General features: G+C 45.4%; 13 protein-coding genes. 3 read left to right on the top strand and 10 right to left on the bottom strand.

The features are described from left to right. Positions 1–160 precede the first annotated feature (160 nt). A complete protein-coding gene (locus ACUJFK_RS10655; RefSeq protein WP_445424822.1) occupies positions 161–442 on the top strand; it encodes a helix-turn-helix transcriptional regulator in 282 nt (93 codons plus the stop codon). A gap of 9 nt (positions 443–451) precedes the next feature. Here the strand turns inward: ACUJFK_RS10655 and ACUJFK_RS10660 are convergent, their stop codons facing one another. The 7 genes from ACUJFK_RS10660 to ACUJFK_RS10690 form a co-directional block, all read right to left on the bottom strand. Continuing rightward, the gene (locus ACUJFK_RS10660) at positions 452–784 is read right to left on the bottom strand and encodes a hypothetical protein (RefSeq protein WP_445424823.1); all 333 of its coding nucleotides are present in this window, start codon (positions 782–784) and stop codon (positions 452–454) included. A 39-nt stretch (positions 785–823) separates the two neighbouring features. Then, positions 824–1,507 (bottom strand): Fic family protein, encoded by a 684-nt coding sequence (locus tag ACUJFK_RS10665; protein WP_445424824.1) that lies wholly within the window; start codon positions 1,505–1,507, stop codon positions 824–826. A gap of 1,216 nt (positions 1,508–2,723) precedes the next feature. Then, entirely contained in the window at positions 2,724–3,413 is a 690-nt protein-coding gene (locus ACUJFK_RS10670) for an SIR2 family NAD-dependent protein deacylase (protein ID WP_445424825.1), read from the bottom strand. Positions 3,414–3,561: 148 nt separating this feature from the next. Then, positions 3,562–5,112 carry a leucyl aminopeptidase family protein gene (locus ACUJFK_RS10675; RefSeq protein WP_226752080.1) on the bottom strand — a complete coding sequence of 517 codons (1,551 nt, stop codon included), beginning with the start codon at positions 5,110–5,112 and terminating at the stop codon, positions 3,562–3,564. A gap of 307 nt (positions 5,113–5,419) precedes the next feature. Next, on the bottom strand, positions 5,420–7,423 hold the full coding sequence (locus ACUJFK_RS10680) for a prolyl oligopeptidase family serine peptidase (RefSeq protein WP_445424826.1): 2,004 nt from the start codon (positions 7,421–7,423) through the stop codon (positions 5,420–5,422). Positions 7,424–7,660: 237 nt separating this feature from the next. Further along, positions 7,661–8,284 (bottom strand): DUF2799 domain-containing protein, encoded by a 624-nt coding sequence (locus ACUJFK_RS10685; protein ID WP_445424827.1) that lies wholly within the window; start codon positions 8,282–8,284, stop codon positions 7,661–7,663. Positions 8,285–8,550: 266 nt separating this feature from the next. Beyond that, positions 8,551–9,612, bottom strand: coding sequence for a hypothetical protein (locus tag ACUJFK_RS10690; RefSeq protein WP_445424828.1), 1,062 nt, complete (start codon positions 9,610–9,612; stop codon positions 8,551–8,553). A 571-nt stretch (positions 9,613–10,183) separates the two neighbouring features. Between ACUJFK_RS10690 and ACUJFK_RS10695 the strand changes: the two genes are divergently transcribed. Beyond that, positions 10,184–11,074, top strand: a complete 891-nt coding sequence (locus ACUJFK_RS10695; protein ID WP_445424829.1) for a WYL domain-containing protein — start codon at positions 10,184–10,186, stop codon at positions 11,072–11,074. A gap of 7 nt (positions 11,075–11,081) precedes the next feature. Here ACUJFK_RS10695 and ACUJFK_RS10700 read toward each other — a convergent pair whose 3' ends face one another. From ACUJFK_RS10700 to ACUJFK_RS10710, 3 genes are all read right to left on the bottom strand, one after another. Continuing rightward, entirely contained in the window at positions 11,082–12,731 is a 1,650-nt protein-coding gene (locus ACUJFK_RS10700; RefSeq protein WP_445424830.1) for a phosphoethanolamine transferase, read from the bottom strand. Between the two features lie 327 nt (positions 12,732–13,058). After that, positions 13,059–13,988 (bottom strand): chemotaxis protein, encoded by a 930-nt coding sequence (locus ACUJFK_RS10705; protein ID WP_445424831.1) that lies wholly within the window; start codon positions 13,986–13,988, stop codon positions 13,059–13,061. Positions 13,989–14,111: 123 nt separating this feature from the next. Beyond that, positions 14,112–14,843, bottom strand: coding sequence for a DUF429 domain-containing protein (locus ACUJFK_RS10710; RefSeq protein WP_445424832.1), 732 nt, complete (start codon positions 14,841–14,843; stop codon positions 14,112–14,114). A 150-nt stretch (positions 14,844–14,993) separates the two neighbouring features. Between ACUJFK_RS10710 and ACUJFK_RS10715 the strand changes: the two genes are divergently transcribed. Continuing rightward, positions 14,994–16,379 (top strand): M24 family metallopeptidase, encoded by a 1,386-nt coding sequence (locus ACUJFK_RS10715; protein WP_445424833.1) that lies wholly within the window; start codon positions 14,994–14,996, stop codon positions 16,377–16,379. Positions 16,380–16,390: the final 11 nt, after the last annotated feature.

The following is a 16,390-nucleotide window of genomic DNA, read 5'->3' on the forward strand; positions in this document are numbered from 1 at the left end:
CGTCCGACTCACTTATCTGAAATCTTACATAACTGAAGTTACTTCATACGATGCCACTGACTGTTGGTCTTGCATCGTCAATGCCCCATCGAAATTATAAACTTTCCAACGCTAGGATTTTCCCGTATGCATGAAAAGCTGGCGAATTTAGGGGTGCAGTATGACTGAAACTTCCGGTCAGGAGCGTTTGACATTACTCTCACAGATTGAAGCAGATATTAACAGCGGAGCTATTAGTCTCGGTGAAGCTATAAGGCGAATACGCACAGAACTTTACGGTATGACGCAAACTCAATATGCGGCTTATACCAAAGTATCTGATAAAACACTGCGCGAGATTGAAAAAGGCCATACCGACGCCCGCTTGTCCAATCTAAGCAAGTTGCTTGCACCAGGTGATTTTAAAATTAGCGCCCGTTTTGTGCCCCGCAAGATAACATAGTGGTTATACTCAATGTTCGATAGCATCTTCCCGAGTCAAATCCCACATTGTGCCCTGCCAACCTGATATCAAGCCGTTATCTTCACATATTGGGCAAACCCAGATAATTTGCTGATTATCAGGATTAATGAAGCTGGCAATCTCACCAGTACAAGGCTTGCGGTTTGGCCGTCTGCGACAAGGCACTTTTGGAAATAAACCTTCGTCGTAAGGATCCCCCGTGGTCTCCTGCAAGATAGCGACAATATGCTGAGCCAAACGTAAACCCGGGCCGGATGGGATCTCTATAGCACCGTTTTCGTTCAGATAATGGCGAAGGTCGACAACCCAGGTATTGCTCATGGTAAAAACCTTTTTAACGGGTAAAACTTAGGTCAGAGACTAACCTATTGGCAAATCGAGCTTAAAATTCCGAATGATTCTTTCATCGATACAACTTCTTAAAAACTTATTCATTGCGGTCATATTATTATCAGCATAGAAATCAAGCATTAAGGTGTTAAATTCTTGCTGACGCTTAGCTGGCACATTAATGATAGGATAGCCATGCGCTAACAAAATACCGTTCATCATAAAACGGCCAGTGCGTTTATTCACATCCCAGAAAAATTGTACTCGAGCCATTTGTAGGAAAGCTGTAATAGCCTTGTCGTAGATATCGCTTTCGCATTCAACCAACTGCTCAATTTCACGCCATTTATCGTCTAACATCTCAGGTGCAGGCGGGGCATAATCAGAGCCAGCAATAGAAACATAGCCTGAGCGGAATTTCCCCCACTCTAACGCCTCTTCTTTTCCGGCAATATTATGAATTTGGATGGCAGTTTCTTTATCAAATGTAAACCTATCTTGCTCAACTAGACTGAACAGATATTCCCAAGCTTTAGCTTGGTTAATTGCCATATTTTGATCACTTATGCGATGTCCTCCCACCGTAATGCCATCAAGGATGGTCTGCACTTCCGGCAGCGTCATTGCTACGCCTTCCAGGTTGACGGCATCACACACCAAAGCAGGCAAATCCCTTTTAGCAAGTTGTTTAGCTAAAGGCTTGTTGGGTTTCATATTCCACACTTTTTCAGTAAGCAGGTGCATGGCAATGTTTTCACAATGTTAGTAAGACTTAAGAAAGTATACACTTTTTACTGAGAAAGATCGTATGTAACATACGCTGACCCATAGAGAACCGCATTCGAAAATTAGCCAAATCACACCTAAAACATTAAGTACCATTTTGGCACTGAAGTTGCCTCTGTCGAAAGGGTAGCCTTCTCGGCCGTACTCGCTGATGCAAAAGATGACGCAACAAATTTTTATCAGCGTTATGGCTTCCTGCCAATTGAGGATGCAGAGCAAAAGCTGTTTTCGACATTGCTGATATCAGAGCAAGTTTGGGCTAGCCTCAAGCATTATGGTCAAAACAGATACAAGTCATAAAATTACTTGTGACAAAGGCAGTGACAAATATAAAAATAAAAGTGACATAATGCTTAGCCATTCCATAACGCTCTAGAAAATGCATGTCACCTTCATTAAATTTTAATCCATTGATTTATAATACATTTAATAAAATAATTATAATAAGTGTGGATTAATAAAACCAGAAATAACCTTAAATTTTTATTCTCATAACCCGAAGCCCGCAACCACTTTACACTTCTTAATAACTCACTGATAAATATAAATTTCCCTTAAATGGGGTTTCTAGCATTTAACTTTCGCACACTGTTGTGACGGATCTGTGACAAAATTTTCATTAAGCTCAAAATCAAATACCCTGCCTGTACCTAAAATCACTTATTTTTGACCTTTGCGTTAAAATCCTTAGTCAAAAAAGCCATGCACCGTTTTCTGTGACAAAAAATAATCTTAATGCAAAATGCCTTCTTGATGTAAACGAAAGGCTAGATAGTTAAAGGCTCGATTTTCCTGTAACGGCTCGCAAACAAATTGCGTCAGTCTTAACACGGGCTGTTGTTGCTTTGGCAAAATGGCTTACTAAAAAAACAAATAGTATCAGTGCCTTAATCATCGGATTTTCGTCTGGTAAAAGCATTGAAAATTAAAAGATAGCATTTTGATACGGCGCAAAAACTCGCTGATTGAAGAAAATTATTCTCATAACACAAGATAGAGAGCTTTGCCTTTGTGCAAATGCAGTCTTGCTGGTGTTCAAAAGAAAAACATAGTCAGAGCTAGCACGACTTTTATAAGCCGGCTGCTTATCACTAAACCGCTGGCTGAAATGAACCGACACTGCCACAATTTATGATTAACTGTGTCAACAGCCCCATGCCGCCACTAACGCGGGCACCTGAGTTGCTGCCTTACCTTGAATAAATTGATAGCCCGTTTCAATATCAGCAATATCCAGGTTAATCAGCACTTTTTCAGCATCCTCTCTGGCATAAAACAACAATGAGGCTGCCGGGTACACTTGCAATGAGGTACCTACCACCAAAATTTTATCGGCACTGGCCACTTCTGACATAGCCGCTGCCATAGCGGTAACTTCTTCACCAAACCAAACAATGTTAGGTCTAAGCGGTGAGCCATCGGCGGCGAGATCGCCCACGTTAATTGCCTGGCTACCAATCTCTTGTATTAGTTGTGGATCGCGGCTACTGCGGGCTTCTGATAATTTGCCATGTAAGTGAAGTACCTGGCTTGAACCAGCCCGCTCGTGCAAATCATCCACATTTTGTGTGATCACCACCACTTGATAAGCCTGTTCCAATTTAGCAATAGCCAAATGCGCGGCATTTGGCTCTGCCTGCGCCGCTTGCCTGCGCCTGGCATTGTAAAAGTGGTGTACCAATTCAGGGTTGCGTGCAAAGGCTTGCGGCGTTGCCAGATCTTCCAGCGAGTATTGCTGCCACAACCCTTCGGGATCACGAAAGGTTGCCAGGCCACTTTCGGCGCTGATGCCCGCGCCGCTGATCACCACAATTTTTTGTTGATTGTTTTGCACTTGTCCTTTACCCCTAGCCAGTCATAGTTTAAACACAATGTAAAGTATCACCTCGACAAGATAAGTCGCGCCGCTATTTAAAAATTAAAAAAGGCCAGAGTTTTCCCTAGCCCTTGCAATACTTCACACTGTGCTATTGGCAAGCATGTTAGTTGCTCTGTTGCTGATACAACTTAACCCACTCTGTTAATAAACGAACACCATAGCCATTACTGCCTTCTGGATGAATGCCTTTCGCGCTGCTATTAAAGGCATCACCAGCCATATCCACGTGTGCCCATGGCGTATCAGCGGCAAAGTGTTGTAGGAAGATGGCACCCGCTTGCGCACCGGGTGAGCCGGTATTGATCCTATCGGCAATACGGCTTTTAATAATGCCGTCATAACCGTCAAGAGGTAATGGCCATACACGCTCTTGCACTTTTTCGCCTGCCTCGCGTAGCGTTTGTTCAAGGGTCGCGTTTTCGGTAAACACGGCCGAATAAACCGTGCCTAAAGCGCCCACTTTGGCCCCGGTTAAGGTAGCCACATCAACAATTGCCCGCGCCTTTAAATGCTCACGCGCATACCAGATGCCATCGGCTAAAATTAAACGGCCCTCAGCATCGGTGCTACCAATCTCAATGGTACTGCCATCACCGGCGGTAACCACATCACCCGGCAGCTGCGCATCACGCGAAATAATGTTAGTAGACAGTGGTGCTACCGCAACCACATTCACCGCCGCTTTTTGCCCTGCTAACGCTTGTACTGCGCCAACAACAGCGGCCGCACCGGCTTTATCGGTATGCATACGAATAATAGAAGAGGATGAGGTTTTTAAGTTATAACCGCCAGAGTCGAAGGTATTGCCTTTACCCACTAAGGCAACGGGTTGCCCGTCGGCGCCTTGCCAATGCGCAATTAATAAATGTGATTTTTTATCGCTACCTTGGCTGACACCATACAGCGAACCCATGCCTAACGCCTTGATTTGCTCTGGCCCTAAGATAGTCACCTTCACACCCAGTGGCTCTAATACCTGTTTGGCATAATTAGCAAAGGCTTCAGGATAACCGCTACTACCCGGTAAATTGGTCAGTTCCCGCGCGGTAAATACGCCTTGTGCTAGCGCATGCAGTTGCTGGTATTGTGCTTGGCTGGCTTTAACATCAGTGACTTGCAAAGTATATTGTTGCACAGGCCGTGCATCCGGTTTCGATTTGAAGCGATCAAAGCGGTAATTACGCAGCTCCATACCATGGGCTAAAGCAGTACTGATGTGGGTATTCAGGGCGGTATCGCTGATCAACTGGCTATTGACTTGCACCCGTTTAGCCGAGGTGCTGTTAACATGTACGCCTAGCGTCGCGCCCAACTCTTCGGCTTTTGCCCGACTTAACTCTGCGGGGTTACCCACACCGAGTAACACTACTCGGCCAACATCTAACCCAACGGGTGCAACGACTTCCAGTTTGCTGCCACTTTTACCGGTAAACTCGGCCACTTGCATGGCGCGGTTGATGTGCGCGCGGCTGGCACTGCTCCACTTAGTTATCGCCAGATCAGTGGTATTTTCAGGCACCAAAAGCACTAAGATGTCAGCCTGCTGCTGGCTTTGATTGAATTGCACCTGCGTATTTAAAAAGGGCTGTGGTGTGACTGCCGCGGCACTAAAACTAAAGAGCGCGACTGCGCAGTAAAGTAGAGACTTTTTCATATGGCTCCTCAAATTTTCATTAAACATTGTTACCAACGTCAGTACTGGCTTAACGGGGTTATGAATATTTAATTATCATCCCCGTCATGGCTTGCGTACTTTTTAGCGATAAAACTGAGTATTTAACCGATAGTTAACGGTGAAATTGCTTTTGTAGCACCTGGCTATTTCGATGAATTAGCTCATGAAAACCACTGTTTGCTGTCATGCTTAATAACAATGAGCTTTTCAGTGATTATGCCTTGAGCAATAACGGCAGGTTACGGTGTTTAGAACAGCGCAACCTGCATCAGATCATCGCTTTGTTTTAGGCTTTGGTTGGCTGATGATAACGCTCAAACCAGTCTAAAATGCGCTTTAAGCGCTCAACCAAATTTACCGGTGTCCCGCTTCGAGACAAACTGTGGTTCTCATCTTTAAACACCACCATTTCAACCGGAACCTGGTTGGCTTTTAACGCATAAAACCACTCTTCGCCTTGACCAATTGGCGTTATGTGATCGGCAGTGCTGTGAATAATCAAGGTGGGTGTCGTGACTTTATCGGCATGCTTTAACGGCGAGCGATCCCAATACAAATCATAGTTTTCCCAAATGCTACCCGCAAATTCACGACGCATTGAATTGGGTGGAAATTGCTGAGTACCCGCTTCAGAGATCCAGTTACTGACACTACGCTGGGTGACCGCCGCTTTAAAACGGCTGGTTTGCGTAGTGATCCAGTTGGTTAAAAAACCGCCATGGCTGCCGCCAGTGATAAACAGGCGTGTTGCATCAAGCCAGTCATGTTGCTGTAATACCGTATCCAGCACCGCCATATTATCGCGATAATCTACACCGCCGTAATCGGCATGCACCGCATGTTGATGAGCAAAACCATAGCCGGTACTACCACGATAATTGGTAAAGACCACGGCGTACCCCCTGGCGGCCATCATCTGAAATTCATGAAACCATTCGTCACCCCACATGCCGCCGGGGCCACCTTTAATATTTAGCACCAGTGGATACGACTGCCCAGCTTGCCAACCAAGCGGTTTAATGAAAAAGCCCTGACTTTTGCCCTGCTCATGTTCAAACCAAAACGACTCTAATGGCTGTAGTGTTAACTCAGCCAATAACGCTTGATTAAACTGGGTTAATTGGCGCGGCGCATTGCTCTCTGTTTGAAACCAAATTTCTGGCAGGTTTAGCGCATCTTGCCACAGGTAGCTTAGCTGTTTGCCATTGGCGGAAAGGCTCACATTTGAAGCACTACCTTGTTCGCTTAAGCGAATTTGCGTTTTATCACGCCGTAAGTTGAGTTCAAAAAGAGGCCGAGCGCCTAAGTGATCCGCACTGAGTAAAATACGATCATTATTAAGCCACTGCATGCTATTAGCATTACGATCCCAATCAACTGCCACCTGCTTGTTAGTGCCATCGCGTAAAGTCAGCAACACTAACTGCTCTGGCGTAAAATAATCGGCTTGATATTGATAGAGCAGTCGACGGCCATCGGGTGACCACTGCGGCGCGCTGGCATTACCAGGCAAGGTAGTCAGTTGCTTGGTAGAGCCATCGCTTAATTGATAAAGATATAACCCTTGCTGCATGCTGCCTTCCAGCGCATCAGCACTGCGATCTGAAGCAAATACAATCTGTTTGCCATCAGGAGAAAATGCCGCTGAATGATCATGCCAACGCGCATCACCGGTGAGTTTTGTCAGTTTTTCGCTGTTCAGATCCAATAACCATAAGCCAGAGCGGCGTTCATTTAAATAGCCACCGCCATTGCGTTTATACAGCGCATCCGTAATCACCACCACATCGGCTTGAGCTTGGTTACTTTTGCTTTTTTCTGTTCTGGGATCCGTAACAGTTGGATCCACAGATAATGTCAATAGCAGCTGTTGGCCATCAGGTGACCACTTAACATCCCGAATGCCAGCTTGTTTTAATGCGGTTATCGCTCGGGCTTCGCCGCCCTCCATGGGTAGGATATACAGCTGTTGCCCCACTTCACGACCAGAGATAAAGGCCAACATGCTGCCATCAGGAGACCACACTGGGCTGCTATCGGCGTTACTAAAACTCAGTTGCCGTGGCGGGCTTTTGCCATCGGTCGCCACTAACCACAGGTTACTTAACCGCTCACGTTTATCGGCTGCAATGGTGGTGTGTACAAAGGCTACCTGCTTGCCGTTAGGCGCTAATTGCGGCTCTGCCACAAACACAAAACGATAGTAGTCTTCTGGTTGCATGCCTCGGGTATCGGCAAAAGCGCTAAAACAACAGCACAAGATGAAGTAGAGAAAATAACGTAGCAACATAAGATGGACCTTTAGCTGATTCACGATACTCTCGATTGAAACGTAACGGTTAAATATCTACAAGTGAAAACCGTTCAACGTGCTAATAAATACGTTTTATGTTAATTAAATCAGCAGGCTTTAGTGAATAAAACCCAACCGCTTTACGCCTGTTATCTGAGGCAATAACGCTAAACGGTTTGTTTAGCAAAGAAGCATGGCGGGATAATGAAAAACCCAAGCTTTTCACGTACTAGGCTATAAATAGTTTTTAAAACGCTGCTCAGCTTGGATATAGGCTTGCTCTGCGCTATAGGCTTGTTCTTCTAACCTAGGCAACGCATTAAGCGCTTCATTAATATCATATTTATGCAGCTCAATTTCATTTAATAACTGTACTCGGTCATCGCGCGTTAAGCCATCGGCTACCAATAATTCGGTTTTATCGACGATTTCCTGCTGTAAATTCGCAATAACACGACGTTGTTTATCAAGGCTCGAACGCGCTGAATTTAACGCTCGCTGCAATTCAAACACGGTTTTACCATCGCGATAACCGAGCAAAAAGCCCTTTTCTAAGTCGGGCATACAGCTATTTTGATAACTACTTCCGCGCTTGCCTTCAATAAAACCGTTACGCGTAGTGCAATAACGCTCTGAACCTTCACGATGACCCAGCCGATACGCTTCCAGTTGCGGTGTGACACCGTGCTCTGCACACTCTTGCCGGTAAGTGAAAATGGCGTTTTCTGCTTTACCATTAACGCCATCTTCAAAACCGATGGTGCGCCAATCTGCCGTAATACATTGCGATTTGTTCATGCCAGAACAGCCAGAAATGATAATGCACAGCAGCAAAAGTGGCCATTTATTGTTATTCATTACCGTCTCGATATACTGATTACGCCTTGTAACTCATGCATTACAAAGCAATGATGCCGTATACGTTAACTGCTAACACGCTGTTTTGGCAAGCGAGGATCCTAAAGACCCGGTCTTATCGCCGTGCCGTGACGAAACGCACCGCTCTGCAGACAACATTTTTATCACCTGCCTGTTGCTGGCACATACCGTTTATTTAAAAAAAGATTGGCCATTTTGCGTTGCTAACAGGCTAAAGTCTTATTGGTGATGCTATCGCTCATGCTTTAGGCTGGATCTGCTATTTTGTTAGTTGGCACTGCGTGATAGTCGTTCAGCAGCGCTTGCACCTCAGGTTTACTCGCGCCATAACTGACAATATTAACGGTTAAACCACTGTGTTTATATTGCTCTAGTGCAGCGCTGATCGCCTGGATAATCCATTTTGTCGGGTTACCAAAGGCGCCACCACCGAGTAGTGTTAAATACAGCGTTTTATTACCCGTTGCTGCGGCGTTTACTACTGCTGCAGCCAGCGTTGCCTCGTATGCAGCCTGCAATACCAAGGTGGCTAACGGTTGCCATAACGCTGTACTGTGTTGGCTATATGCCACTGGCATGGCCGAGCAATATGCTTGCGACACGGCATGAAAACAGCCTTTGAGCGTAACTTGGGTATCGAGTTGCAAGCCAATTTTTATCCGGCCGCGTAACTGCGCCAATTCAGCGCTAGAGCAGGTAGTTAACACCTGATTAATCAATAATAGTTGTTGCTGATTTGGTAATGCGTAACCATTTTTCATCAACCAAAGTGGCTGAACATTGCGCCCCGTGCTTGTTTTAATATGGCTAAGTAAAGCGTCAGAAAAATCTTCCAACATATCTAACTGGCGCTCAGCCGTTTGGCCTAGTTCACCTTGCACCGGCACAAAGTAGTTGCGATAAATCAGCCCAGCACCACAGGCCATCGCGCAGGCTGGGCCCTGGGTTTTATCAAATTGATAATTAGTAATACCGCTATCTGGGGTAATGGTCGGTGACACCATTTCCAACAAGTTAAATTGTGATGCGACTTGAAATAGCGCCCCTGCATTTTTCGGTTCGGCATGTAAGGCTTGTGCATCTGCCACCACCTCGCGCAGTTGCAGATGTGATAACGGCTGTAGTTGCTGTTTTGACACAGCCGCTGCACGGGTGTGTAGCTCCGCTAAACTTGGCGTGATTAACGAGCCCACTTTATAGCTTACACCATTCACCTTACTGCGAAGATAATCACCCTCTAGCTGCAGTAATTGTCTGATCTGGGCAGCGCCCTGCTCTTTAAAACCGGTTAACGCTGCAAACCACATACTTATCTCCCTAAAATGGCATCCCTGCCTCGTTATCCCTTGCTCATCCTGACCTACTTTTAGCAGTCGCGCCGCGTTAACTACTGAATCAACAGCGGCGTACATCCTTGCTGCAAACAGCATAACGCAACGTAAAAAAGCCACCATACTGTGTAAGTATGCAGTGTCGCTTTTTCAGGCAGATCTCGTTTACCTTGCAAAAAAAGTATTAGGCCTTAACCTCAGTATGTTCTACGGTTTGATGAGCCGGTAAACGGTTAAGTCAAGTACCTAGCCACGCTTCGCTTTTGTCGCTTTACGCTTATTCGTTTAGCCAACCTGCGTGAAACCAACACAAAAAGAAGGGCTTGTCAGGATAAAGCGATTTATGCAGGCAGCATAGGGTGTTTTGCTGATTTAGTGTATCTTGTTTACCAGTATTATTTTTGTCAAAACACTTCGATTTAAATACCGACAGTGTTGTCACCGGGTTAGTGCAATAACATGCCATTTTAAACGAGCATCATTTAGCTTGGCCCATTTAGTGGTGTCTGTTTTGTAAACAGATCAGCTGCATTTGAAAAGGACTTTTATGCTATCTAACGCTATTGCTGTATCAGCGCCCACCGAAAATTGGCCGCTACGTTGGGAATTACTGATGCGTTATCGGCTGATTGAAATTGTGGCGCAATGGGAAGGTCGGCTCACGACTAATCATTTGTGTAACAGTTTTGGTATCGCTCGCCAACAAGCGTCAAAAGACATTAATACTTATTTACGTGAAATTGCGCCAAACAATCTAGTGTATGACAGTAAGTTAAAAGGCTATAAACCTACTGCCGAATTTAGCCCGAAAGTTACACGTGGCCTCGCCGACGAGTATTTACATGCACTGGCCAGCTCACAAGATTTTTCGCATACCTTTACCCAACTCGATCTAGGGTTTACGCATACCGAAATGCTCACGCCACCACTGCGTCAGGTGAAACCCGAGATCTTACGTACTTTGGTGCAAGCGGCACGCGAGAGTAAAAAAATTGATATGGGTTATGTGTCGCTATCATCACCCGATGAAGAAAGCCGCATCATTGCGCCGCACACCTTGGTATGCACACCACTGCGGTGGCATGTGCGTGCTTATTGTGAGAAAAATCGGGATTATCGTGACTTTGTACTCAGTCGCTTTCGAGGCATTAACGGTTTAGAAGGTAATGCCAATATGAGCCGTGAGCAAGATCTGCGCTGGCAAAATACCGTTGATATCGTGCTGATTCCCGACTCACGCTTAAGCGCTTATCAGCAAAGTATCATCGCCGAAGATTATCATATGATCGCAGGTAAACGTATCATCACGGTTCGCTCAGCTTTAGTGCCTTATGTTGTGCAGGCCTTGAATCTGGATTTACATAAATTAGATGCCAGGCCCGAAGCGCAACAAATTATGGTCGCTAACCTGGCAGAGGTGCGTTTACACGCCTTTTAGCGTTGATTTACACACAGCCTTGAAACATATCTTTATTGCGCTGATACACCGCAGTTTGCACATTAAACATACCCAGCAAGCTATGAAATACATTATCGTGACTGTAAGGCTCGGTTGCTTTATCTCGCAAACAGGTTGTAGTTAACGTATTTGCACTTGCATAATCGGGCGACATCCACCAAATCAATGGCACATGCGTTTGTGCGTCGGGCGCCATAAAATAGGGTAAACCATGCAAATAGACACCGTTTTCACCTAAAGACTCCCCATGGTCTGAAACATAAAACAGCGCCGTCTGAAAATCTGTTTTTTGCTGCAAGCGGTTTATCAAATCGGCTAATAAACGGTCTGTGGCAACAATACTGTTATCGTAAGCATTGATTATGCTGCTAGGTTCGCACAGTTGTAATTGCTTATCACCACACTCGGGTAAAAAATGCTTATCCTGCTCAGCACTTCGCTTAAAATACTCTGGGCCATGGCTTCCCAGTTGATGAACCACTATTAGTCGATCAGTGGTTAAATCTAGCGCGATTTGCTTATCTACTGCCGGTAATATAATGCTATCTAAGCATTGCCCATTTTGACAATCTTCGGACTGTTGCTGTTGAAACAACAATTCGGTGGCAACACGATCACATACCCCTTTACAGCCTGAATTATTATCCAACCACGTTACCGCTACGCCACTGCGCTGCAAAATATCCAACACATTACTGCTGTTTTTAGCTATGCGTTCGTCATAGTGTTGTCTGCCCATATTCGAAAACATACAGGGTACAGAATGTGCCGTTGCAGTGCCGCAAGAGCTTACTTGCTGAAAACTAAATACTGGTAATTGGCTTAATTTAGGGTTAGTGGCGCGCTGATAACCGTTTAATTGAAAATGATCAGCCCGCGCGGTTTCGCCAAGCACCATGATGATTAAACGAGGTTTGTTTGTTCCAACATAAGGGGCTTGCACAGCGTCTTGCCCGAGTAAAGTAAACTCTGTTGGAAATTGTTGTTGCAGCAAGGTATTACCCATGGATACCGCTGCAGACACCGCACTAAAGGGTAATGCCATATGTTTAACTTCACGATTATTACGAAAAAAAGGCGCGAGCTGTGCATATTCCACCACCACAATACTGCTTAAAGCCAACATAATTAACACTAAACACAGTAGCCAATGCTTAAGAAATTGCATACGGGGCAATCGCCGTATTTTAATCAAGGTGCTGGCCAGAAACGGAAACAACATAATAGTTATTACCTGCCAGTACAGGTTTAATGACAAGATCCCTTGTGCTTCGGCCGCATCGGTTTCGATAGCATTTTGTAACATGGATTTATCGATAACGATGCCAAAATTATCGATAAAGTAAAGACTGATGGCTCCTACGGCAAACAGCGCGATTGAAATAGGCTTTTGTAACCGATTAACACTCAACAAAACGAGTAATAACAAATTAAGTAACAGCAACATACTGAGTAAAAATGCTTGTAACAGATATTGGCCTGGCACTTTGGCTTGTAACGCGGATAAAAAAGGCGCGTTTAACATTAAGGTCATTCCTATAGCCATTAATACAGCAAACCATAACGGATGCCAGGCATGTTGTAATGCCCGTAAACTAAAGGTTGTGTGATTTACCGTTAATGCCGCTTCCGCCATATTGCCCCTCTTAAAACTCTGCCATGTTATTTCGGCGCTGAAACACCGAGCTAAACTGATGAATCAGCCAACCCCTGCCCGTTTTGGCAAAGCGCACCTTTTGAGGCAGGTGCTGAGCACCGAATACAGCAAATTTTAAAGCAGCTTACTTAAGAAAGGCTGAAGTTACGGGATGAAGTAAAGGCAGTTTGCGCGATAAATTTATAGAAAATACCGCGCAATTTGAGCATGTTAAATTAGATATCTCATTTTCAGGCAAACTTAGCATATCGCTTTAAACTAATGCTAAGCCATACATCTGGGATGTTGCACTTTTAAAGTCTTGGCTTAAGATGATTGCTCTAACCAATAATTCACAGCAGAGAGCAATTCATCGGGATGGAATTTAGCAATAAACTGATCTGCCCCGACTTTTTTTACCATAGCTTCGTTGAATACACCGCTCAGTGACGAGTGAAGAATAATGTGAATATCTTTTAGCTTAGCATCGGCTTTAATTTCGGCGGCTAGGGTATAACCATCCATTCGAGGCATTTCGATATCCGAAATTAATAACGGGACTTCATGAATCAAATTCGCCCCTGCACTTTCTGCTCGTTTATGTAACCAGTCGAGGGCTTCTTGACCATCTTTCACTAATTCCGCATGAACATTCACGCTATTTAACGCCCGTTTTACTTGATTTCGCGCTACCGCCGAATCGTCGGCTACCAGTACCACGATTTTGCTCAGATCTAGTTTATGTGACTGCGCTTTAACCTGCTCACTGACCTCTTCTTCCATCGGGATAATTTCAGAAAAGACTTTTTCAACATCAATAATTTGAATTAACTGCTTTTCTATTTCTGTTACTGCCGTCAGATAATGACCTCGGCCTGCACCTTGTGGTGGTGGCTTAATTTGATCCCAATTTAAGTTCACGATCCGATCCACGCCCGACACAAGAAACCCTTGTACATGACGGTTGTACTCAGTCACGATAACAAAAGCTTTCGACATATCTGCAATTGGTACGCCGGTTGTTGCTTGGGATAAATCTACCACAATAACCGAATCACCCCGCAACTGCGCAATCCCTTTAACACAAGCATGTGAACCAGGCATTTCTGATAATTCGGGAGCTTGAATCACTTCGCGCACTTTAAATACGTTGATACCAAACAACTGATTACCATTTAACCGAAATAACAGTAACTCAAAGCGGTTTTGCCCAGCTAAGTTAGTACGCTGATTAACTGAATTTAAAACATTACTCATTACTGCAACCCCTGCTTGCACGCATTCTGCTCTTTTGGCAAAGCGTTATTTATTGTCATATAACGATAGCATAGTTTTTCTGCTTTCTTTTTACCACATCGTTAAATCTATAAATTAATTTATTCAAGGTACATAAACAATTTGCCGATTCAGGCCTTCACTGTCTGGATCGGCCACTGACGGCAGATATTGCCAGTGTTTAGGCTGACTCGCCGCCAGTAATAAAACAAAAGCATCGATAATATCATCGGGTTTTGCGTGTTTTTTTAAGGTTTCGCTTAACGCCTGCTCAATAACCGGTAGCCAGTGAGGTACTTGTCTCGCGATCACCGCTAAGCGTGCTTGTTGCCCAGCAGCAGTACTTTTCAACTCCGCCATCGGAGCCTGTGCAAAACCGGCAAACACCAATTCCGGATGTGATTCGTAATAGTCGCCATTACAGCGTGGTTGTGTTTGCAATAATTGATGTACTTCACGTATTTTTGGCACAATGTGCCAGGTTTGAATGGGAAAACGTTTCCCGATCTCAGCCGCATTGATGTCACAGGCGGTAGGATAATCATCAGCATACACCGCCTTACGACATGGCACCGGAAAGACACTACCACGCCGTCCTGGCAAAGCCTGACGGGCTAAGCGATCGCATCGGCGCTGCGCTTCACCGGGTTCAATAAAGCCAATTGGCATATCAATAAACACAATACTGTGTCTGGGCAAACGGGCATCCACTTCAGCTAAGGTATGACACAGCTGAAAACGAAGCTGCTCGCCCTGCAAAATCGCCACAAACCAACCGCTTTTGCAGCCATCAATGCCCACATAGGTTGTGTTATGTTCTGTTGGCGTTGTTTGCATAAAAACTCCTTTTGTTTATTTCGCGATGAGCCCCGCCTTTTCTGAGATAACTCATTCTAGGGCTTGTTGACGTTTTCAGTTAGGATATGTGCATACCTTACGTGCTTTAACTTGCTTTGTGCCAACACTCAGCTGAAAAAGGATCATCTTATGATATCTGTCTCTTCTTACTTGGTTCGTTCTGCGGTAGTCACTGCCTTGCTTGGCAGTGTTTTTTTAAGCGCTACGCTAACAGCCGCCACGCCGGCCAGCCAAGGCCGGGTGCTGAATAGCGCTGCTGACTTTGCGGTACTTAGCCCACGCCAGCGTATTGCACCTGAAAATGCGTTACTCAGTGAGCGTATAGATAAGCTTTTACCCACCTTAATGGCCGAGCAAGATTTGGATATGTGGTTAGTGATTAACCGAGAAAACGCTGAAGATCCGGTGTATTTCACCTTAGTGCCACAACCCACTTTTGCTGCTCGACGCACCACTATGCTGGTGTTTCATCGTTTAGCCGACGGTACTATCGAAAAACTCACGGTGAATCGTTACCCGTTAGGTGCACCTTACAACTCAGCCTGGCAAGGCGGCAGTTTAGATGAACAATGGCAGGCCTTGGGAGAGTTAATTGTCAGTAAAAACCCGAAGCGTATCGGCATTAATGTGTCTAAAGATTGGCCGGTCGCCGATGGTTTATCGTCAGCTTTACATAGCCGTTTACAAGCTGTGCTGCCGCCAGAGTATCAATCGCGTTTAATCTCAGCAGAAAAGCTGGTAGTACGTTGGTTTGAACAGCGCACAGCAGCCGAGCTGAGCGTCTATCCACACAGTGTCAGCCTTGCTCGCAGTGTGATTGCCGAAGCCTTTAGCAGTAAAGTGATTACGCCAGGCGTAACCCATACCGATGATGTGGCCTGGTATATCCGTGAGCGTTTTGCTCAGTTGCAACTGCCGGTATGGTTTATGCCCTATGTCAGCTTACAACGTGCCGGCACTGCTTGTGCGGCTGATGCCGCCAATTGTGGTCAAAGCGGCGTGATCCAACGCGGTGATATTCTGCATACCGATGTTGGCATTTGTTATTTAACCCTGTGCACTGACACCCAAGAGATGGCTTATGTGCTCAAAGCCGATGAGGAGCAAGCGCCGGCCGGTATTCGTGCGGCTTTGGCCACCGGTAATCGTTGGCAAGATCTGTTAACTGAGCAGTTTGTGGTGGGTCGTACCGGTAATCAGGTGTTAGCGGGCGTTCAACAAAAAAGCCAAGCGGCAGGTATTATTAGCAGCACTTACACCCACCCAATTGGCTTTACCGGCCATGCCCCAGGCCCAACTATTGGCATGTGGGATAATCAGGGCCCTACTGAGATCCATGGCGATTGGCCGCTTTATAGTAATACCGCTTATGCCATTGAAGGCAATATTAAACAAGCGGTACCCGAGTGGCAAAACCAACTGCTGCAAATCAAGCTAGAACAAAGCGCCTATTTCGATGGCCGGCGCGTGATCTATTTAGCCGGTCGGCAAACACAGTGGCATCTGGTGCGTTAACCTCGTTACTT

The sequence above is a fragment of the Alishewanella sp. HL-SH06 genome, from assembly GCF_052656265.1.

Bases quoted from the DNA above. Each gene is read 5' to 3' on its own strand.
- ACUJFK_RS10700 (WP_445424830.1), bottom strand. From the start codon at position 12,731: ATGGCGGAAGCGGCATTAACGGTAAATCACACAACCTTTAGTTTACGG.
- ACUJFK_RS10655 (WP_445424822.1), top strand. From the start codon at position 161: ATGACTGAAACTTCCGGTCAGGAGCGTTTGACATTACTCTCACAGATT.
- ACUJFK_RS10680 (WP_445424826.1), bottom strand. From the start codon at position 7,423: ATGTTGCTACGTTATTTTCTCTACTTCATCTTGTGCTGTTGTTTTAGC.
- ACUJFK_RS10705 (WP_445424831.1), bottom strand. From the start codon at position 13,988: ATGAGTAATGTTTTAAATTCAGTTAATCAGCGTACTAACTTAGCTGGG.
- ACUJFK_RS10715 (WP_445424833.1), top strand. From the start codon at position 14,994: ATGATATCTGTCTCTTCTTACTTGGTTCGTTCTGCGGTAGTCACTGCC.
- ACUJFK_RS10685 (WP_445424827.1), bottom strand. From the start codon at position 8,284: ATGAATAACAATAAATGGCCACTTTTGCTGCTGTGCATTATCATTTCT.
- ACUJFK_RS10660 (WP_445424823.1), bottom strand. From the start codon at position 784: ATGAGCAATACCTGGGTTGTCGACCTTCGCCATTATCTGAACGAAAAC.
- ACUJFK_RS10690 (WP_445424828.1), bottom strand. From the start codon at position 9,612: ATGTGGTTTGCAGCGTTAACCGGTTTTAAAGAGCAGGGCGCTGCCCAG.
- ACUJFK_RS10695 (WP_445424829.1), top strand. From the start codon at position 10,184: ATGCTATCTAACGCTATTGCTGTATCAGCGCCCACCGAAAATTGGCCG.
- ACUJFK_RS10665 (WP_445424824.1), bottom strand. From the start codon at position 1,507: ATGAAACCCAACAAGCCTTTAGCTAAACAACTTGCTAAAAGGGATTTG.
- ACUJFK_RS10710 (WP_445424832.1), bottom strand. From the start codon at position 14,843: ATGCAAACAACGCCAACAGAACATAACACAACCTATGTGGGCATTGAT.
- ACUJFK_RS10675 (WP_226752080.1), bottom strand. From the start codon at position 5,112: ATGAAAAAGTCTCTACTTTACTGCGCAGTCGCGCTCTTTAGTTTTAGT.